Genomic DNA, 20717 nt, shown 5'->3' with positions numbered 1-20717 from the left:
ATATTGTAATCCTTTGTGATTGTAGGGTCTATAATAAATATAAAAAACTATATTTATTACTTTATATATAAAAAATAAACAATTAGTAATTAATTTATCGAAAAAACAACTAATTATAATAATCATTCTATTTATTTTATGTTATTATTCTCGTCCTATTAATATTATTAACAATATAAGTGTTTAGGTATGTCAAAAACATTTAGTCCAACAAAGCGCTTTTTGATTAAAGGCATTATGGCAACTTGTTTATTGTCGGTCACACGGGTTGGTTTTGCTGCATCAATGGCTCAGATTATTGCTGTGCGTGTTTGGCCATCATCAACTTATACACGAATAACGTTAGAATCGAACGCAAAACTTAACTATAAACACGCAAAGTTACACAACCCCGATCGTATTGTTATTGATATTGATAATCTCAATTTAAATCCAACGTTAAAAACGATTTCAACAAAAGTACTAAGTCGAGATCCTTTTATTAAATCTATTCGAGCATTGCAGTTAGATCCCAAAACTGTCCGTTTGATGATTGAATTAAAACAAGGTATCGATCCAAATACATTTACATTACCACCGATTGCTGAATTCAAACATCGATTAGTTGTAGATCTTTATCCTTCTAAACCAACTGTAACTGATGATGATCCCCTTTTAGCACTCTTAGAAGAGTATCAAAAAGGCGAGCTAAATAAAAAACAATCACAAATAAAATCATCTAATAAGAAGAAAAATTCACCTATTATCGTTATGCTAGATCCTGGTCACGGTGGTGAAGATCCTGGCGCTATTGGTTATAAGAAAACTCGGGAAAAAGATATAGTGTTGCAAATTGCACGCCGTACTTACAATTTGCTCAAAAAAGAACCTAATGTAAAAGCCTATATGACCCGTAAGGAAGATGTGTTTATACCTTTAAATGTTCGTGTAGCGAAGGCAAGATCTTTACATGCAGATCTATTTATTTCTATCCATGCTGATGCTTTTGCTAATCGCTCAGTTAAAGGATCATCAGTATTTGCTTTATCAACCCGTGGAGCTAGTAGTTCAGCAGCCAGTTATTTAGCTCAAACCCAAAATGATGCCGACCAAATAGGTGGCGTAAGTAGAAGTGGTGATAAATATTTAGATAATACGATTTTAGATTTAGTACAAAAAACAACGTTGTCTAATGGGGTATTATTAGGTACAGCTATTTTAAATCGTATGAAAAAAGTGAATAAACTGCACAAACCATCGATTGAAAAAGCGGGTTTTGCAGTATTAAAAGCACCAGATATCCCATCAGTTTTAGTTGAAACAGCCTTTATTAGTAATATCAATGAAGAGCAAAAACTTAAGACAGCTTCCTTCCAAAATCAAGTATCTAAAGCAATTGTTGATGGTATTAAAGATTATTTAAAACGTCGTAAAAATTGATCTAATCATTTTTTAGATCAATTTTACCTTTACTGAATGATCATTAATCGTCGTTCAGCATTTAACTCCGGAATAGTCAGTTTAATATTTTGTTTAAGAGTAAACCCTTCAGGGATCACATCAAGATCGCTACCTTTTAATGCGTAAAATGATCCTTGCTGATTAGGAAGATGTTTACACCAAGTTAGCATATCTTGCAAAGAAGCAAATGCTCGGCTAATGACTCCATCAAATTTTTTCTCATTATATTCTTCTATACGACTTTGAATAGGTTGAATATTAGTTAATTTTAATTCAAATTGAACTTGTTTTAAAAAACGAATTCTTTTACCTAAACTATCCACCAGATCAAATTGTTTATCAGGATTTATTATTGCTAAAGGGATCCCTGGTAATCCAGGGCCTGTTCCCACATCAATAAAAGTATTGCCAACTAAATAAGGCGAAACAACTAAACTATCCATAATATGTTTAATTAACATTTCACTAGGATCGCGCACTGCTGTTAAATTGTAAGCTTTATTCCATTTATTAAGCATTTCAACATAATGGATCAATAGATCAATTTGTTGAGAAGTGATCGAAAGATCCGTTTGATCAATAAGATTAATGAGTTTCTTTTTTAACATAGTTTTTCTTTTTTAAATAAACCAATAACATTGAAATTGCCGCTGGTGTAATGCCAGAAATACGTGAAGCTTGACCAATTGAAACAGGTTTATGCTGTTTTAATTTAGCAACGACTTCGTTAGATAACCCTGATATTTCAGCATAATCAATGTGCTCAGGAATAAGAGTTTCTTCATTTCGTTTTTGTCTTTCAATTTCTTCAATCTGTAATTTTATATAACCATCATATTTTACTTGTATCTCAACTTGTTCAGCGGCTTGAGTATCAGTTAAACCAGGCGCAAAAAGTGATAATGATTGTAGTGTTTTATAGCTCATTTCAGGGCGTTTAAGCAACTCTTCACCATTTGCCTCTTTGGTGAGATTAGCACTTAAAACAGCATTCACTTCGTCGATAGTTTCAATATGAGGATGAACCCAGATATCTCGAAGACGGGCTCTTTCTTGTTCAATAGCTTCAAATTTTTCATTAAATCGTTGCCAACGATAATCATCAACCATGCCTAATTGTCGGCCGATTTCAGTCAAACGAATATCGGCATTATCTTCACGTAACATTAAGCGATATTCAGCACGCGAAGTAAACATACGGTAAGGTTCGTTGGTGCCTAAAGTACAAAGATCATCAACTAATACCCCTAAATAAGCTTGATCACGAGTAGGGAACCATTGATCTTGATCATATACAAATCTTGCCGCATTTAAACCTGCTAACATACCTTGAGCAGCAGCCTCTTCATAGCCGGTAGTACCATTTATTTGACCCGCTAAAAATAAACCTTTGATCACTTTACTTTCTAAAGTTGGTTTAAGATCACGTGGATCAAAATAATCATACTCAATCGCATAACCCGGTCTTACGATATTCGCGTTTTCTAGCCCTTTCATACTACGAACAAAAGCTAATTGTGTGTCAAAAGGTAAACTGGTCGAGATCCCATTAGGATAAATCTCATTACTATCTAACCCTTCTGGTTCTAAATAGATCTGATGAGAATTACGATCAGCAAAACGCATTATTTTATCTTCAATAGACGGACAATATCGCGGGCCAACACCTTCAATCACACCTGTGTACATAGGACTTCGATCTAAGCTATTGCGAATGATCTCATGGGTTGTTTCATTAGTACTTGTTATATAACAAGGGATCTGTCTAGGATGCTGTTTAGCATCGCCTAAAAATGAAAATACTGGCACTGGATCATCACCATATTGAGTGCCTAATTTAGAAAAGTCTATTGTTCTGGCATCAATACGTGGTGGTGTTCCTGTCTTTAATCGTCCCATTCTAAATGGATATTGATGTAAAGATTTAGACAAACCGATAGAAGCGGGATCGCCAGTTCTACCACCACTATAATTATCTAAACCTATATGGATCTTACCATCTAAAAAGGTACCTGTTGTAAGTACTACAGCTTTTGCTTTAAAAGAGACACCCATTTGGGTAACAACACCGGTGATCTGATCGTTTTCAATGATCACATCTTCAACAGATTGTTGAAACAACATTAGGTTTTCTTGGTTTTCCAGTGTAGTTCTTATTACTTTACGATATAAGGATCGATCCGCTTGAGCACGTGTTGCTCTTACCGCTGGCCCCTTACTGCTATTTAAGATCCGAAACTGGATCCCTGCAAGATCTATAGCTTGCGCCATTAATCCGCCCATAGCATCAATCTCTTTTACTAAGTGACCTTTACCAATACCACCAATAGCTGGATTACAAGACATTTGTCCTAATGTATTGATATTATGCGTTAAAAGTAATGTTTTTCGGCCCATTCTTGCTGATGCCATTGCAGCTTCAGTTCCGGCATGACCTCCACCAACAATGATGACATCAAAAAGATCTGGATAAAACATATAAAGCCTCGTTTTTTATATTACTGATAGATGATCACTATTTTTGATCAGGTGATTTGGTTTTATTTAGTGTTACGAATTTTACGCATCTTTTTTATTACGTCAAATGATCTATTTTGATCGCGATCTAAATTAAATAAGATCTTTTATATGATCTTTTTATTTTTACTATTATTAGCTTGGATCCTTTTTGTTGATAACTGGTTTTTATTTTTATTTTATATGATCTTATTGATCAGTTAATTCTGTTAATTGATCGGATCTTTTTTTAATTAAACTTGTTTATAACTCTCTTATTTATCCACAACATTGACTTCAATTAAGGTTATTAATGCGATCATAACAGCTTATGATCGTTGTTTGTCACAGAGTTATCCACAAAAAATAAATTTGTTTGCTTAAATTTTTATCTTTTATTGCTCATAAATTAAGCTAGCTAATTTAAGTTAATTAGAGGATTTTAGTTAAAAACAATTTATAATAGCAGAAGTTGTATAGATAAATATGTTGTTATGAGTATTAAACAGTTCTACAAAATTCAAAATAAGATCGTCAGTCGTTCTTGGCGCCATAAACCAACTTATCCTGTTCTACCGAGCTGGGAGACTGAATTTGTCTGCATTAAAGGAATAATTGAGCGTATAGATTTAGAAGAAGAGTATAATTATTTTGAATTCGTACCTAAAAGCGAACTTAAAAATAGGATAATTAATACTTATATTAATGATTTATCTCCTGAGTATAATTTTGAGGAATTAAAAAAAGATTTCTTAGCAAAAGAAGTTAATTCTTCTATTGATACAGCATCTCTTGAGTTTGATTTTAAGGAATTTAAAAAAAGCTTATTAGCAAAAGAGCCTTCTATTAATGCTGCATCTCTTGAATTTGATTTTGAGAAATTTAAAAAAAGCTTCTTAGCAGAAAAAGTTAATCCTTTTTTAATTAAGGCTAATTTTGTTAATGTTCAAATTGATGGTGTTATTTATCGAGGTTGGATAGGTGATTGCCCTTTTCAAGCGGGTGAAAAAGTTGCTGTTATAGCGCAGTGGCAAGAAGATCATTATGAACTTTATGCTTTAACTAAACCTGACGAAAGGATTATTAGTATATGTCCTAATTGCAGTAAAGGACGAATAGCTTATTTAATACATCAAGCTAAAACGACATTATTTCTGATCCTTTTTTTTATGATTATTTTTAATGTTTTTTATATTTTAGTTTGGGGTAGTCTCTATCAATTACTTCATTTAACAGCTGAATATATCTCTTTTATGAAACCTATATTCTTTGGTAGTAGTATTTTTTGCAGTATTGGTATGATTATTGAATCTATACCTAATGTTAATAAAAAAGCAAAAATAGCCGAGAAAATTTTTAAAACTTTAAATCTGCCGAAAATAGCTAGAATGGATTTAAGACGTTTTACTAATAAAAAAGTCGCTAAATTAAAACAAAAAAAGCAGCATAATAGTGTGAAACCTTCTAAAAGGTTCTTTCTTGGAAAAAATGAAAATAATTTATTTTATTATTAATGAATAATAATAAGTTAAAGTTTATAACTAAATAGCATTTTAGTTATGTTATTATTTGTTTTTTTGTAGGTTAACTAGTTTTTGTATATCGATTTTTAATAGCTGCTTTTGCTAACTTATTTTGTTCTCTATAAAAGTAATTGATTTTTGTGAAAGCAAATTTATACTTAGTATGATTGTATTTTTATTGTGAGGTCATTTTATTACTCTTTCACAGTTGCCTTTACCTTTTATATTACCTAATAACGAAACATTTGATAGTTTCTATGTGGGTGATAATCAGCTATTGTTTGATTCTTTGCAAACCTTACTTGATAGGGAAGGTTTTAATGTCTTTTATATATGGTCAGCAAGCGCAGCTGGTCGTACGCATCTATTGCATGCTTCAAGCCAAAATAAATTAGCTAGTTATATTCCATTAAAGCAACATGTGTTATTGGTTCCTGAAATTTTACAAGGTTTAGATAATTATGATTTGGTTTGTTTAGATGACATTGATGCCATAGCTGGTCATCGAGATTGGGAAGAGGCAATATTTGATTTATTTAACCGTTTAACTGAAAAAAATGTTAGTAAACTTTTAATTACTGCTTATGCTCCGCCTAAACAAATTCCTTTTATCTTGCCTGATTTAGCTTCAAGATTAACTTGGGGACAGGTTTATCAGCTAAAAGAATTAAGTGATGAAGATAAACTAAAAGCTCTGCAACTTAGAGCGCAATTAAGTGGCTTTGAGTTATCAACTGAAGTTGGTTTGTTTTTGTTAAAACGTGTTAATCGCGATATGCGAACATTGTTTTCTTTAATGGAAAAATTTGAGGTTGCAACATTAGCTCAACAACGCAAATTAACTATTCCTTTTATTAAAAATATTTTGGATTTGTAAAAATGACTAAAAAACCTGATGCTATCGTTTTTTTCGATTTAGATGGTACTTTATTTGATAGTAATATAGAAGTGTTGCCAAGTTCTTATGCTGCAATTGAAAGATTAAAGCAAAATAATATTATACCTATGCTAGCAACAGGCCGAACCCCTATGGAAGCCGCTAAATTGATGAAAGAGACGGGCATAAATTCGATTATAGCAATGAATGGCCAAGCTGTTATTTATGAAAAAGAAGTCGTATTTACCAATAATATTGATAAAAATGTTATTACTAGATTATATGAATTTTCAAGGGAAAAAATGAATATTCCTTTGTCTTTTTATAATTATAATAAGATGAGAGTCAGTGAAATTAATCAAGCTACCGAACAGTTTTATCGTTCTTTAAAACTAGAAATTCCTCCGGTTGATGATCAAATTTATTTAAAAGAACAGATTCAGATGTTGTTATTGCTTTGTGAGCAAGGCGAATCGCCTTATCGAGAAGCTTTTCCTGAATTAACTTTTATTCGTAATACTCATTATTGTGTTGATGTCTTTAACCATGGTGGATCGAAAGGTAACGGCATTAATGAATTATTAAAAACCAAAGGTTTTGATAATGTGCCTACTTATGCATTTGGTGATGGCATGAATGATTTAGAAATGTTCTTAACCGTTGATCATCCAATTGCTATGGCTAATGCAGTTGATGATTTGAAAGATAAAGCTGAGTATATAACCGATAATAATGATAATGATGGTATTGTTAAAGCGCTGCAAAAATTTGGTTTAATTTAAATTTAGATATAAAAAAATCATCTAATCTTATCAATTAGATGATTTTTTATTTAATTATAAATCGTTATTTTGGATGATGTTGTTTAAAACCAACATTATTGTTACCAAAACAGTTATCATAATCAAAGCCAGTTAGTTCTTTAACTAAGCTTCTTATTTCTGGTGTTGCATCTTCTTTTTTACCACCAGTTTTTAATCTATCAAGTTCTTGAATAATAAGTGCATGAGTAGATTTGTCTAATTTCATTCGGTAAGTAAAGAAAATACCCAATAATGCCATTCCACACACGCCAAAGATAAGAACTAAGTTAATTGCAGTCACTGCACTATCTGGTTGAACGGTATTTACACCAGAGACAAAACCTGAGTATTTCAATACAATTCCTAGAATAAATACAATGGTCGCTCGCATTAGTTTTCCAGCCATAGTCATTGCACCTGCATAGATACCTTCACGACGTCTTCCGGTTAATACTTCATCGATATCTGCTAAGAAGGTGTATACACTCCACGGAATGTAATAAACCCCACCAGTTCCTAAACCAAACCAAATTGTAATACCAATAACAATCCAAGTAACATGAGGCATGTTAAAATAATAGACTCCGATATAACCAATTACTGAAGATATTACGATTAGTATTGCAATAACAAATGGTCTTTTGAATCCTCGTTTTACACACCAAGCCATAAAGAATGCCGTTGAAATTAACTGACATATACTACTTAAACTATTCATTTGTGAAACAAAAGTTTTAGGTTGGCCTAAGTTAAATACTACAAAATAGGTAAATGTTGCCGCGAATAGCCATTCAGCACCAAAACCAAATAGATACATACCTAAATGGTTTCTAAATGTTTTTAAACGGAAGGTTGAAAACACATCTGAGAATAATTTAACAATGCTTTCCCAAAGACCAGAAGTTGTTTCATCTTCAATTTCATCAATTGATTTTTCCCAACTATTTAGGTAAAGCAAGATTAATGCAATAGCCATAATAGTTGCATAAGTAATACCTGTTAGTAAGAACGGTAATGGGGAGTCTTTACCATCAAATAGATAGAAAAATACCCCTGGAATTGCTGCAGCTAAGAAATTAGCAACTTTACCAAACATTGCTTTAGAACCGGCTAAGTAAGTTCTTTGATCAAAGTTTTTGGTCATCTCTACCGGTAAAGTATTATATGGAATCATAATCATGGTATAGATGAATTCAAATAAAATATAGGTAGTTAAGTAGTACCAAAAATTCATGCCATCAACCCAAAGTAATGGGTAAATAATCATACATGGAACAGCAAATAAAATGAAAAATCGGCGACGGCCAAATCGACGGCCAAGTTTTGTGTGGTTAAAATTATCAGTAATAAATCCCATTAATGGATTTAGAATGACATCTAAATAAGTAGCGATTGAAAAAATTAATGTTGCTTGAAATGCAGAAAGACCACAGAATGTTGTATAAAAATATAGTAACCAAGCAGCACTAATTGCTAGCGCCCCACTTCCTATCAAATTACCACTACCATACGAAAATCGAGTTAGTGTGGTTATTTTCTTTTGATTGTCAGCCATAAATTTATTTCCTTTAATAATTATGAAATACCGTTTTAAAAATATTATTAGAATAATACTAAATTTATACAAATTTATTTCAAAATTTTTTAAGAAATGTGACGTTGGTAACAATTTATTTAATTTGAAAAGTTAATATATTGATATTATTATAAATTAAATTGATAAATATCATAGAGTTATTGTTTTTCTGAAATTGTTTTCTGAAATTGTGATCTTATTAACAGAAAACATTAAAAAAATAATAAAAAATATAAAACAGTATTTCAAAAAATATATTAAAAATAGGAAAACAATAATGAGTCATTTTAAATTAAAAAAAATACCGCTTTTAATGTTTCTATCCACCTTTCCTATCTATTCTTTTGCTGGTTCAAGTCAAACAACCTTTCAATATGAACATAACTGGAAATCAATGGATCGAATTCTTCGTGGTATTATTAAGCTAATTTATTAATACTTTGTATTAGTTGGCAAGCCGCAATAAAAGATTCATTTGGACCACAGATTAAAAGTAAAGATTTTAAATCTGTGACCAGCAGTGAATTATGGAAAGACAATGTTGATTTTAAAATAACTCGTGATCAAAATGGTAATATAGTTTTACCAAAAGAGTTAAAAATCTTAATTGAAAAGAATAAAGCTAAATAATTAAAGAGTTATCAATCTATAAGAACGCTAAGTCTAATAATCAGATTTAGCGTTTTTATTCTTTTTATTATCAATTCAATTTTACTTATTTCTATTCGTCAGTTAGTTTTTAATCTTGTTCAATAAGCTATTATTAATAAGGATATTTAAGTTTATTGCTAACCTTAGCTTAAATATTAATTTAATTGTTATGAAGAAATGTAGAAATAAAAAAGTGTCATTTCATCAATTGAGTTGAAATGACACTGACATTATAGGATGTAGTAACTAATTAATTAATATCAATTAAGCTAATAGGCTTTTGATATAAGCTGTTATTTCAGGATTTTGGCTGTTTTCAAATAAACATTTTTGGAAACGTTCGCCTTTGATTGCATCTTTAAGTAATGATTGATCAATTGATTTCAATGCTTCGATTAAACTTTTTCCTGCAGCATTTTTCATATCATTTAAAATTACCGCATTAGCATTTTGAGATTCTCGGCGTTCAGGTGGATAACCTAAACCTTTTTCACCATCAAATGCTTTTTCAAAAATATAACGAGCATTAAGTTCTGCACCCCAACCAAAGCCTTTAGCAAAAGCAAGTGATAATGCATTACCATTATTCACTTGTGCAAATAAATAAGCATCAGTAGGTTCGATACAATAACCACAATTAACACCAGGAAATGCATTTAATGCCATTAATGCGCCTTGGCCTGTGCCACATCCGGTGATAACAAAATCAACTGCTTTACTGTTTAATAAAATAGCGCTAATTATACCTAAATGAACATAAGTTAATTTTTTATCATTGTCGCCATCCATGCCAACATTAAAAACAGTATGTCCATATTTCTCAGTTGCATTTTTTAATTCATTTAAAATAATTGGATTTTTAGCTGCTTGGCTAAACTCGTTCATTAGTGCTATTTTCATGATTTCCCTCTATTTTCATTGAAATAATAACAAACCATCTAACAATTTTGTCATTTGTTATTAGTACTTACGCTTTAATTATAAGCTCGCAAAAAAATATATCAATTTTTTTAACTAAAATAAAACGATGTTTTAATAAATTTATTGCAATGTGATGAAAGTCACAAAACCATCATAGTTTTTATATTACTATATTTAACAAATCATAATATTTTGAACTTTTTATTATACTTATATTCAGGGAGTTTATATGGCTAAGGGAAATATCGTAAAGCTATCATATTCATCATTTACTGATGAAGATTCAAAAAATGAAATTATCCGGTTAACGCCAGAAGGTGTTTTATGCCATCGTAACTATTTTTATCAAAAATGCTTTACCAATGATGGTCAAAAGTTACTCTTTGCCGGTGAATTTGACTCTAATCGCAACTACTATTTGCTTGATATTGAAAATCAAACAGCAAAACAACTTACTGAAGGACCTGGCGATAATACCTTTGGTGGTTTTTTATCACCAGATGATAAATTTTTATACTATGTCAAAAATGAACGTAACTTACAACAAGTCAATCTTGAAACTTTAGAAGAAAAAAATGTTTATACAGTACCCGATGAATGGGTTGGTTATGGTACATGGGTTGCTAATAGCGATTGTAATGAAATTGTTGGCATTGAAATTGATAAAAAAGATTGGACACCACTCACTGACTGGACAATATTTAAAGCGTTTTACGATAAAAACCCACACTGCCGTTTAATCAAAATTGATATTGAAACTGGTGTTGCTAAAACGGTTATTGATCAAAATGTATGGTTGGGCCATCCAATCTTTAGACCTTTTGATGATAAAACTATCGCATTTTGTCATGAAGGGCCGCATGATTTAGTTGATGCACGAATTTGGTTAGTTGATCGTGATGGTAAAAATGAACGAAAAGCTCATGATAATTTACCTGGTGAAAGTTGTACGCATGAGTTTTGGGTACCAGATGGTTCAGGATTAGCTTATGTATCTTATATGAAAGGACAACAAGAGCGCTATATTCGTCTTTATAACCCAGTAACCAATGAAGATAAAGAGATTATGGAAATGCCTGCCTGTTCACATTTAATGAGCAATTTTGATGGCACGCTTTATATCGGTGATGGAACAGGAAGCCCTGTTGATGTTATTGATACTAGTGGTTATAAAATTGAAAATGATCCATGGCTTTATATTTTAGCGCCTAAAACCAAAACAGCACATAAACTCGTTAAACATAATAGTACATGGCGAGTTTTAGATGGTGACCGTCAAGTTACTCACCCTCATCCATCGTTTTCACCTGATAATAAATACGTTTTATATTCTTGTGATGCACAAGATGAACCTGCACTTTATTTAACCAAAGTGCCAGCTAACATATTAGAAGAAATGTGATAGAGCGATTTTGTCTGTCACAACTATAACGGAGAATATAATTATGTCGATTTTAAATAAATTTTCACTCAATAATAAAATAGCGCTGGTTACCGGCGCTTCTTATGGTATCGGTTTTGAAATAGCAAAATCATTAGCTGGTGCCGGAGCGAAAATCGTATTTAATGATGTGGTACCTGAAAATTTACAAAAAGGTCTTGAAGCTTATAAAGAAGCAGGCATTGATGCACATGGCTATTTATTTGATATAACCGATGAAGCTGCGGTTGAAAAATCAATTGCGCAAATTGAAAAAGAACATGGTGTGATTGATATTTTAGTGAATAATGCCGGCATTATTCAACGCAAATCAATGCTTGAAACAAGTGCTGCCGATTATCGAAAAATTATCGATATTGATCTTACAGGTCAATTCATTATGGCAAAAGCAGTGCTTCCTTCCATGATCAAAAAAGGCAGTGGTAAAATTATTAACATCTGCTCAATGATGAGTGAGCTTGGCCGTGAAACCGTTGTTGGTTATGCATCAGCTAAGGGCGGCTTAAAAATGTTAACTAAAAATATTTGTTCTGAATTTGGTCATGCCAATATTCAATGTAATGGTATTGGTCCTGGTTATATTGCAACTCCACAAACGGCACCATTACGCGAAAAACAGGCTGATGGTTCTCGTCATCCTTTTGATCAGTTTATTATTGCTAAAACACCAGCTGGACGCTGGGGAACTCCAGATGATTTAGCGGGTGCAGCAGTATTTTTAGCATCGGAAGCTTCAAACTTTGTAAATGGTCATATTCTTTATGTTGATGGTGGTATCTTAGCCTATATTGGTAAACAACCTTAATGCCATAACATTGAAAATTAATTGATTTAAGAGATAATAAATTAAAGGGAAGTTTTTATTATCTCTGTTTATTTTATAAATTTAGGAGTAATGCGATGTTTTGTTTTAATTCAGATATTGAATTAATTGATTTAGGAAATGGTGTTAAACGTAAAGTTTTAGCTCATGATGGTAATATGATGGCTGTTGAAGTTCATTTTGAAACTGGCGCTATTGGAGCCATGCATCATCACCCACATGAACAATTAACTTATGTTTTATCGGGTGAATTTGAATTTACTATTGGCACTGAGACCAAAATTGTTCGTGCTGGTGATACTTTGTATAAAAAACCAAATATTGAACATGGTTGTATTTGTAAACAAGCTGGTGTGCTACTTGATATGTTTACTCCGCAGAGATTGGACTTTTTATAAAATAGCTAGTAACTAGTCATTATTAATTATGATATACTTTCGATAATTTTGTGTTGTTCTAATTGATCATTAAATAATAGAATAATGACTATTTTTTAGTAAGGAGATGTGCTAATCATGAATGATAGCTCACCAGAATCGGTTGCTTCGGTTTTAAAAGTTTTCGGAATTTTAGAAGCTTTATCTGAATCTAAAGACATTGCTATTTCGGAATTATCGCAAAAAGTAATGATGCCAAAAAGCACTGCTTATCGCTTTTTACAAACCATGAAATCATTAGGTTATGTTAATCAAGAAGAAGATTCAGATAAATATTCTCTTAATTTAAAATTACTTGATTTAGGTAATCGAGTGCTTTATCACCAAAACTTTTTGGCTATTGCTGATTTAGAAATGAGAAAGCTAAGGGACAAAACGAAAGAAACAATCCATTTAGCTGTTCGTGAAGGTGATCAAATTATCTATATTAATAAAGTGGCATCAGAACAATATAGTCTTTGTTTGACATCTAAAATAGGTAATCAAGCGACGGTTCATGCTAGCGGTCTAGGTAAAGTTTTATTGGCATGGTTAGATGATGAAAGCAAAAAAAGCTTAATAAACAACATCGATTTTGTTCAATATACAGCTAACACCATTACTAATAAAGACGCATTTTTAGCTGAACTTGATGAAGTAAAACGTGTTGGTTATGGTAAAGATGATGAAGAGTCTGAACTAGGTTTACGTTGCTTTGCTGTACCAATTTACAATCGTTTAGGTAATATTATTGCTGCTTTAAGTTTATCAACTTCTATCTTTAGATGTAGTACAGCTGAAGATGAAGCTAATTTAGTCAGTGAAATTAGCCAATGTGCAGCTAAAATATCTGAATTAATTGGTTATGTTAAGCAATCAAAATCAACGGACTAAAGGTGGTTATTGATAAATAACCCCTAAACATACAGATTGGCTTGCTCCAGTAACTTCTGGAATATTAGAAGGAATATTATTCATTCTACAATAAGCAAGCCAAGCAAAAGCGATCGCTTCCATATCATCACTGTTTACTCCTTTTTTATCTGTAGCAGAAACTTGCCATTTCGGTAGTAATGCTGATAATTGTTGCATAATAAGTGGATTTTTGGCGCCACCACCACAGACTAATAACTGGCATGGCAAGTTATTTTTTATCGGTAATTTATCAATTTCATTGGCAATTGTAATGGCGGTAAATTCAACCAATGTCGCTTGAATATCTTGGCCATTTAAAGCAAAGTCAGTTAATTTTTGCATCAGCCAAGCTAAATTAAATAATTCTCTGCCAGTACTTTTTGGCGCTGGTAATTGGAAATAATCTTCATTACATAACGCACTTAATAAGTTTTGATTTACTTTACCTGATTTTGCCCATAAACCATCTTTATCATAGCTTGTTCCGAGGCTTTTATTTATCCAGCCATCAAGTAATACATTACCAGGGCCGGTATCGTAGCCAATTACTGGTTGGTCAGGTATTAACACAGAAATATTACTGATACCGCCAATATTTAAGACTACACAGTTAATTGCCGAGTTTAAAAATATTGCTTTATGAAAAGCAGGAACTAATGGCGCACCTTGACCTCCATAAGCCATATCTTTACGACGAAAATCTGCAATAGTTGTAATGCCTGTTTGGGCGGCGATGATATTGGCATCACCTATTTGCATGGTAAATGGATTATCACCATTCGGCGAATGATAAATAGTCTGTCCATGACAGCCAATCGCTTTAACTTGTTTGTTATCAATATTATTTTGTTTTAAAAATTGATTAATACTTTTAGCGTAAATTATGCCAAGTTGATGATCAAGTTCGCCTAAATCTTGTAATGTTGTTTGTTTACTATTACAAAGCGTTAATAATCGAGTTTTAATTTCGTTTGGCATTGGATAGCAATCACTAGCAATAGCGGTAATTTTTCCATTGCTGATATCAACTAATGCGATATCTACTCCATCCATACTGGTACCCGACATGACACCAATATATAAATTTTGCATAATATTACCCCTGCCGAATGATAGTGCCAGTTTGCACATCGCGAATGATTGATGGTTGTGAACGATTGCCTGTTTGACCAGCTAAAATGGGGAAATTATTACCGAATTGGTTCGCCACTTCTAACGCTGTTTTACAAGCTGGATGGCCAGAAAGATTGGCACTGGTTGAAACTAATGGCTTAGCAAATAAATCACACAATTTACAAACTAAAGGATGATCGGTAACACGAACAGCAATGGACTGATATTTTCCACTTAAAAAATCAGGAGTGTTAGCATTCTTGGGAAAAATCCAAGTATTTGGTCCCGGCCAACTGTTAAACGCCATTTGTATTTGTTCTTTCGTTACTGCCGATTGATCAATATAAGGGATCAGTTGTTGATAATGACTGGCAATTAAAATCAATCCTTTATCAACTGAACGTTGTTTTAGATTTAACAGTTTATACACTGCTGATTCACTGTCAGGATCACAACCTAAACCAAAAACGGCTTCAGTTGGATAAGCAACAACTTCACCTTTTTGTAACAGTTGATTAATTTCTAGTAGAGTTAATAAGTTTGCCATCAAATTTTTATGTTTACCCAATATCATTAAAATTTATATTAAACTGAGGTAAGACTATTTGCAAATTGGCAACAAAAGAATTAATAATGTTATTACAATGAATATCGCTTATTTGCTGTGATAGATAAATTAGCATTTATCGAAAATAGCAAAATTATTCCCAATTCATTTGCGGAAAATAGTTAACTGTTAAATCAATAACCTGTTGCAGGTTGATAATTTTAACTCTTGAATCGATTAGGTCGCCTAAGCCTCGAGCATTAATGTCGTTATCAAGAACATAACAATGATGGGTGTTTTGCAAAATAGCATTTAATGTAGAGTTATCTTGACAACACATAATTACACCATTTTGCCAAAATAGTACGGCATCTTGCGCTGAAATTAATGTTGGATCGATTGTTGATTGGTTCGGTGTTGCAATGGTATGTAACATTTTTCCTCTTTTAGCGTTAAATTTACCCTTAAAAAACCCCGTTCCTCAAAATTTTTTTGGTAAAAATTCAACTTAATCTTAGTTGGTACATCTTTAATGGTTATTAGTATATAATAAGGGCTATTTATTGAGCAAAGAATTCGTTATGAAACCCATTATTTTAGCTAACGAGCAAGAGACAATATTGTTTGGTAAACAGTTGGCAAAACAGTGTTTAAATTATTTATCTAATCATTATAGTACAATTGTCATTTATCTGATTGGTGATCTTGGCGCTGGTAAAACCACTTTTAGTCGTGGTTTTTTGCAACAATTAGGTCATCAAGGTAATGTTAAAAGTCCAACTTATACATTAGTTGAACCTTATCAATTTGATACATTTTCAGTTTATCATTTTGACTTATATCGCCTTGGTGATCCAGAAGAGTTAGAGTTTATGGGCATTCGCGAATATTTTTCCTCAAGATCTATTTGTTTAATTGAATGGCCTATGCAGGCAAGAGGTATGTTACCTGCTGCCGATATTGAAATTCATTTGGCATATTTAGCGCTTGAACGTACGGTTTGTGTGCAAGCTAATAGTGAAAAAGGTCAAGCTATTATCAACCCATTACTATAAAAATTAGTGAAAAAACAATGAAGAAAATATTAACTTTTTTTATATTATTACTACTATGTAGTTCAGCTTATGCTGCAAAAGTTGTTATTGCCGTCGATGCTGGACATGGTGGTAAGGATTCTGGTGCTGTTGGTAAGAATAAGTTATATGAAAAAAATGTAACTTTATCGATAGCGAAAAAATTAACTAATTTATTAAATAAAGATCCTAATTTTAAAGGGGTATTAACCCGTAATACCGACAATTTTATTTCAGTCCCTCAGCGTTCTGATATTGCGCGTAAAAATAAAGCGAACTTGCTAATTTCTATCCATGCTGATGCCGCACCGAATCGTAATGCTTCTGGTGCATCAATTTGGGTATTATCTACCAAACGAGCTGATACTGAATTGGGTCGTTGGTTGGAACAAGATGAAAAACAGTCACAGTTATTAGGTGGCGCTGGTGATGCATTAAGTGATGATCACGACCAAAATTTAAGCCAAGCAGTACTCGATTTACAATTCTCTTATTCGCAGCGTGTTGGTTATGAACTTGCTACTCAGGTTTTAAAAGAGATGAAAGGTGTTATTAAATTGCATAAAGGTGTACCTGAACATGCTAGTTTAGGCGTATTACGTTCACCTGATATCCCTTCAATTTTGATTGAGGTTGGATTTATTACTAATCAAGCTGAAGAAAGTTTGTTGGCTAGTAATGCTCATCAAGACAAGATCGCTAAATTGATTTATCAAGGCATAAAAAATTATGTCAAAAAAAATCCTAATTTTGGAGAACAGCATTAATGGCAATTCAAATTCTATCACCTCAACTAGCTAATCAAATTGCTGCTGGTGAAGTGGTAGAACGACCTGTATCGGTAATTAAAGAGTTAGTTGAAAACAGCCTTGATGCAGGTAGTACGCAAATTGATATCGATATTGAACAAGGCGGTAGTAAATTAATTCGCATCCGTGATAATGGTGGTGGTATTGCTAAAAGCGAATTAGCATTAGCTTTAGCACGCCATGCGACTAGTAAAATTAGCTCGTTGGATGATTTAGATACCATAATGAGCCTAGGTTTTCGTGGTGAAGCGCTAGCCAGTATTAGTTCTGTTGCTAGGTTAACTTTAACGTCACGTACTGCCGATCAATCTGAGGCATGGCAAGTTTATGCTGAAGGTCGAGATATGAAATCAACCATTAAACCTGCGGCACATCCTGTTGGTACTTCGGTTGAAGTTCTGGACTTATTTTATAACACCCCTGCTCGGCGTCGTTTTCTAAAGACCGAAAAAACTGAATTTATGCATATTGAAGAATTTGTTAGGCGTATAGCTCTGGCTCGGCCTGATGTCACTTTCAATCTGCAACATAATGGAAAACTAATTAAACAGTATCGAGCATCTGCACTTGAAAAACGCGTTGAATTAGTTTGTGGACGTACATTTGTACAAAAAGCAGTCAAATTAGATTGGCAACATGATGATTTGTTAATTCAAGGATGGGTAGCAAGTAATGAAATTAGTGATCTGCAATATTTTTATGTTAATGGTCGAGTAATAAAAGATAAATTAATTAATCATGCGCTGCGCCAAGCTTATATTAGTCGAACTAATGAACAACAAAGTTATGTGGTTTTTCTACAAATCGATCCCAAACAGGTTGATGTTAATGTTCATCCAGCTAAACACGAAGTGCGTTTTCATGAAGCAAGATTAGTACATGATTTTGTTTATCAAGCTATTGTTATGGCTCTCGAATCAAACCAACAGCTTACCGATGATGAAAAAGTGGTAATAACACCAAATCGACAAGCTGCTGGTGAAAATATTTTTAATCAAAAAATAGCTACGGAGCCTAAAGGCTATTCTGCGACTAACATATTACCCAAAAAACCGATTAATCATGTTAAAGAAAATGTAATTTATGGTCAGTTAATCGATACTAAAGCAAGCTTTGAAATTCAAAAAATGCAATCTGAGCAGTTGCCGTTAGCTGATGATAATGATTCAATAACTGCACCACAACAAGCGGTTATTGAGACGTTGTTTCCTAAACGGAATGTACCATTACAATCACTGCAACAGCAGCTTGATAGTTCTTCATTAGTTCAGTTTGGTCGAGTATTAACCGTTATTCAACCTGATATTGCTTTACTTGAAAAATTGCAAGATAGTCAGCAAACATTTATGCTTATGAAGTTAAATATTGCTCAGCAAAAAGTAAAAGCAATAAAATTATTAACTCAAGAGTCAGAAAAATTACTGATTCCACTAACAATTTTGGTCAATCAAAAAGAACAACAGGTATTAAGTGATTATCGTCCGCAATTAATTTTTTTAGGATTTGATTTTTATATTGATAAAGCTAAATTACATTTGCATAATGTGCCGAAAATGTTACGAACTACTAATTGGCAACAATTATTACCAAGTTTAATTGCTTTTCTTTTATCTGATCAATCGGCTGTTATCGATCCTACGCAAATTGCGATGTGGTTGGCAGAAAATAGTAGTGATAATTATGCGGAGAGTTGGAGCGTAACGAAAGTTATTCAGTTATTAGCACAACTAGAACAGATAGATATTAATTTATTACAGCAAGATACATTTTTATATCCGATTGATCTTCAATCTTTATCACAATCAATTTTATCATGAATAAAGCAAAAATTATTTCATTAATGGGGCCTACTGCGTCCGGTAAGACGGCTTTTGCCATGGAACTTTATGACAAGTATCCGATTGATATTATTAGTGTTGATTCGGCACTTATTTATCGCGGTATGGATATCGGCAGTGCGAAACCCACTAAACAAGAGCAGCAAAAATATCCACATAAACTGATTGATATCTGTGATCCTGCTGAAAGTTACTCGGCAGCTAATTTTCGGCATGATGCGATTGAAGAAATTGAAAAATCGTTAAGTAATGGTCGAACACCATTACTAGTTGGCGGAACGATGCTGTATTTTAAAGCTTTAATTGAAGGACTTTCACCTCTTCCTGCTGCGGATAGTGATATACGGCAGCAAATTGAAGAAAAAGCCAATAAATTAGGTTGGCAAGCGATTCATGAGGAGTTAAAGAAGGTTGATCCTGTGTCAGCTCAGCGAATTCATCCGAATGATCCGCAACGGCTTAATCGCGCATTAGAGGTTTATCTCATTTCTGGTAAAAGTTTAACCGAGCTTACTCAAGAAAGTGGCGAAGCATTACCTTATGACATCATGCAGCTAGCTATTATGCCGGAAGATAGAGCTGAGTTGCACCAACGTATTGAGCAGCGTTTTTTACAAATGCTAGATCAAGGCTTTGAAGATGAAGTAAAAACACTTATGTTGCGATCTGATCTGCATACCAATCTACCTTCTATCCGTTGTGTTGGCTATCGTCAAATGTGGGAATATCTTAATGGTGATATCAGTTATGATGAGATGGTATTCAAGGGTATTTGTGCTACTCGTCAATTAGCGAAACGGCAAATTACTTGGCTTAGAGGTTGGAAACAACCGATAACATGGTTAAATCAAGATAACAAAGATACCGTTTTTAAGCATATTTTTTAAATTATAAATTGCAGCGATAGGTATTAGTGTTTTTTCTATTGATTATAATACTAAACAGAAATTTTTCATTTCGAAAGCCTTTCTAAATTTATGATATCTATCATGCGTATTTTTTTGTATAAATTTCGTTAATTTATTAAATTTTTAGTTATTTGTGCATAAATTGCAGTTGATTAGTTTAAGAGCTGGGTTTTTTATGTTATTTTGATACTTACTACATAAGTATGTTATGTTGCAATCGGATAGATCATCATTTTGATTGTAAATTTATTTTATCTTTATCTTTATATTTTTATTTCATCTTAAAGGATAAACTCATGTCAAAAGGGCAGTCATTACAAGATCCTTATTTGAATTTGCTTCGTCGCGAGCATATTCCAGTATCAATTTATCTTGTTAACGGTATTAAATTACAAGGACAAATTGAATCATTTGATCAGTTTGTTATTTTATTAAAAAATACTGTTAGTCAAATGGTATACAAACACGCAATCTCTACAGTTGTTCCTTCAAGACCTATTTCTGGTTTGGTGTCTCAACCTGAAGAGGAAAGCGAAAGCTAATTATT

20 protein-coding genes and 1 pseudogene are annotated in these 20717 nt (G+C 32.6%); 14 read left to right on the top strand and 7 right to left on the bottom strand.

The genetic code is table 11. The features are described from left to right. Positions 1 to 189 precede the first annotated feature (189 nt). Positions 190 to 1419 carry an N-acetylmuramoyl-L-alanine amidase gene (locus RAM17_RS01285; protein WP_110448841.1) on the top strand — a complete coding sequence of 410 codons (1230 nt, stop codon included), beginning with the start codon at positions 190 to 192 and terminating at the stop codon, positions 1417 to 1419. 29 nt (positions 1420 to 1448) lie between these two features. Here the strand turns inward: RAM17_RS01285 and rsmG are convergent, their stop codons facing one another. Both rsmG and mnmG read right to left on the bottom strand, forming a co-directional pair. Next, positions 1449 to 2048 carry a 16S rRNA (guanine(527)-N(7))-methyltransferase RsmG gene (gene rsmG, locus RAM17_RS01280; RefSeq protein ID WP_110448842.1) on the bottom strand — a complete coding sequence of 200 codons (600 nt, stop codon included), beginning with the start codon at positions 2046 to 2048 and terminating at the stop codon, positions 1449 to 1451. After that, positions 2026 to 3918 (bottom strand): tRNA uridine-5-carboxymethylaminomethyl(34) synthesis enzyme MnmG, encoded by a 1893-nt coding sequence (gene mnmG, locus RAM17_RS01275; protein ID WP_110448843.1) that lies wholly within the window; start codon positions 3916 to 3918, stop codon positions 2026 to 2028. The genes rsmG and mnmG overlap by 23 nt, the downstream gene beginning before the upstream one ends. 512 nt (positions 3919 to 4430) lie before the next feature. On the opposite strand from mnmG, the gene RAM17_RS01270 reads away from it, so the two are divergent. The 3 genes from RAM17_RS01270 to RAM17_RS01260 all read left to right on the top strand — a co-directional run bounded on the left by RAM17_RS01270 (position 4431) and on the right by RAM17_RS01260 (position 7118). Beyond that, positions 4431 to 5450: a putative type VI secretion system effector gene (locus RAM17_RS01270; protein ID WP_110446865.1), complete on the top strand. Its 1020-nt coding sequence runs from the start codon at positions 4431 to 4433 to the stop codon at positions 5448 to 5450. Between the two features lie 202 nt (positions 5451 to 5652). Beyond that, positions 5653 to 6336 (top strand): DnaA inactivator Hda, encoded by a 684-nt coding sequence (hda, locus tag RAM17_RS01265; RefSeq protein ID WP_110446866.1) that lies wholly within the window; start codon positions 5653 to 5655, stop codon positions 6334 to 6336. 2 nt (positions 6337 to 6338) lie between these two features. Then, positions 6339 to 7118, top strand: a complete 780-nt coding sequence (locus RAM17_RS01260) for a Cof-type HAD-IIB family hydrolase (protein WP_110446867.1) — start codon at positions 6339 to 6341, stop codon at positions 7116 to 7118. A gap of 64 nt (positions 7119 to 7182) precedes the next feature. On the opposite strand, the gene RAM17_RS01255 is transcribed toward RAM17_RS01260, so the two are convergent. Further along, a complete protein-coding gene (locus RAM17_RS01255; protein ID WP_110446868.1) occupies positions 7183 to 8694 on the bottom strand; it encodes an MFS transporter in 1512 nt (503 codons plus the stop codon). A gap of 298 nt (positions 8695 to 8992) precedes the next feature. Between RAM17_RS01255 and RAM17_RS01250 the strand changes: the two genes are divergently transcribed. Beyond that, positions 8993 to 9151, top strand: coding sequence for a hypothetical protein (locus RAM17_RS01250; protein WP_181414605.1), 159 nt, complete (start codon positions 8993 to 8995; stop codon positions 9149 to 9151). 479 nt (positions 9152 to 9630) lie between these two features. On the opposite strand, the gene RAM17_RS01245 is transcribed toward RAM17_RS01250, so the two are convergent. Next, entirely contained in the window at positions 9631 to 10266 is a 636-nt protein-coding gene (locus RAM17_RS01245) for an RpiB/LacA/LacB family sugar-phosphate isomerase (protein WP_306240472.1), read from the bottom strand. 250 nt (positions 10267 to 10516) lie between these two features. On the opposite strand from RAM17_RS01245, the gene RAM17_RS01240 reads away from it, so the two are divergent. The 4 genes from RAM17_RS01240 to kdgR all read left to right on the top strand — a co-directional run bounded on the left by RAM17_RS01240 (position 10517) and on the right by kdgR (position 13861). Further along, positions 10517 to 11689, top strand: coding sequence for an oligogalacturonate lyase family protein (locus RAM17_RS01240; RefSeq protein WP_110446870.1), 1173 nt, complete (start codon positions 10517 to 10519; stop codon positions 11687 to 11689). 49 nt (positions 11690 to 11738) lie between these two features. Continuing rightward, positions 11739 to 12533 carry a gluconate 5-dehydrogenase gene (locus RAM17_RS01235; protein WP_110446884.1) on the top strand — a complete coding sequence of 265 codons (795 nt, stop codon included), beginning with the start codon at positions 11739 to 11741 and terminating at the stop codon, positions 12531 to 12533. 95 nt (positions 12534 to 12628) lie between these two features. Then, positions 12629 to 12949, top strand: coding sequence for a cupin domain-containing protein (locus tag RAM17_RS01230; protein WP_110446871.1), 321 nt, complete (start codon positions 12629 to 12631; stop codon positions 12947 to 12949). 117 nt (positions 12950 to 13066) lie between these two features. Continuing rightward, entirely contained in the window at positions 13067 to 13861 is a 795-nt protein-coding gene (gene kdgR, locus RAM17_RS01225) for a DNA-binding transcriptional regulator KdgR (protein WP_110446872.1), read from the top strand. Between the two features lie 6 nt (positions 13862 to 13867). Here the strand turns inward: kdgR and RAM17_RS01220 are convergent, their stop codons facing one another. The 3 genes from RAM17_RS01220 to tusB form a co-directional block, all read right to left on the bottom strand. After that, positions 13868 to 14974 carry an anhydro-N-acetylmuramic acid kinase gene (locus RAM17_RS01220; RefSeq protein ID WP_110446873.1) on the bottom strand — a complete coding sequence of 369 codons (1107 nt, stop codon included), beginning with the start codon at positions 14972 to 14974 and terminating at the stop codon, positions 13868 to 13870. A gap of 4 nt (positions 14975 to 14978) precedes the next feature. Continuing rightward, a complete protein-coding gene (locus RAM17_RS01215) occupies positions 14979 to 15542 on the bottom strand; it encodes a Sua5/YciO/YrdC/YwlC family protein (RefSeq protein ID WP_110446874.1) in 564 nt (187 codons plus the stop codon). Positions 15543 to 15696: 154 nt separating this feature from the next. Continuing rightward, positions 15697 to 15978 carry a sulfurtransferase complex subunit TusB gene (gene tusB / locus RAM17_RS01210; RefSeq protein WP_110446875.1) on the bottom strand — a complete coding sequence of 94 codons (282 nt, stop codon included), beginning with the start codon at positions 15976 to 15978 and terminating at the stop codon, positions 15697 to 15699. A 145-nt stretch (positions 15979 to 16123) separates the two neighbouring features. Between tusB and tsaE the strand changes: the two genes are divergently transcribed. From tsaE to hfq, 5 genes and pseudogenes are all read left to right on the top strand, one after another. Then, positions 16124 to 16597, top strand: a complete 474-nt coding sequence (gene tsaE, locus RAM17_RS01205) for a tRNA (adenosine(37)-N6)-threonylcarbamoyltransferase complex ATPase subunit type 1 TsaE (RefSeq protein ID WP_110446876.1) — start codon at positions 16124 to 16126, stop codon at positions 16595 to 16597. Positions 16598 to 16656: 59 nt separating this feature from the next. Then, positions 16657 to 17361, top strand: a pseudogene (locus tag RAM17_RS01200) (N-acetylmuramoyl-L-alanine amidase); the annotation flags it as partial. 20 nt (positions 17362 to 17381) lie between these two features. Further along, positions 17382 to 19241 carry a DNA mismatch repair endonuclease MutL gene (gene mutL, locus RAM17_RS01195; RefSeq protein WP_110446878.1) on the top strand — a complete coding sequence of 620 codons (1860 nt, stop codon included), beginning with the start codon at positions 17382 to 17384 and terminating at the stop codon, positions 19239 to 19241. Beyond that, the gene (gene miaA / locus RAM17_RS01190; RefSeq protein ID WP_086363748.1) at positions 19238 to 20149 is read left to right on the top strand and encodes a tRNA (adenosine(37)-N6)-dimethylallyltransferase MiaA; all 912 of its coding nucleotides are present in this window, start codon (positions 19238 to 19240) and stop codon (positions 20147 to 20149) included. The genes mutL and miaA overlap by 4 nt, the downstream gene beginning before the upstream one ends. A gap of 317 nt (positions 20150 to 20466) precedes the next feature. Next, a complete protein-coding gene (gene hfq, locus RAM17_RS01185) occupies positions 20467 to 20712 on the top strand; it encodes an RNA chaperone Hfq (protein ID WP_065555596.1) in 246 nt (81 codons plus the stop codon). The last annotated feature ends 5 nt before the right edge of the window (positions 20713 to 20717 follow it).

Origin of the sequence: Gilliamella apis (assembly GCF_030758615.1) — a bacterium.
GTDB classification, from domain to species: Bacteria; Pseudomonadota; Gammaproteobacteria; order Enterobacterales; family Orbaceae; genus Gilliamella; species Gilliamella apis_A.
Note: the sequence above shows the minus strand (reverse complement) of the source record. Positions and strands in the feature narration are given on the sequence as shown.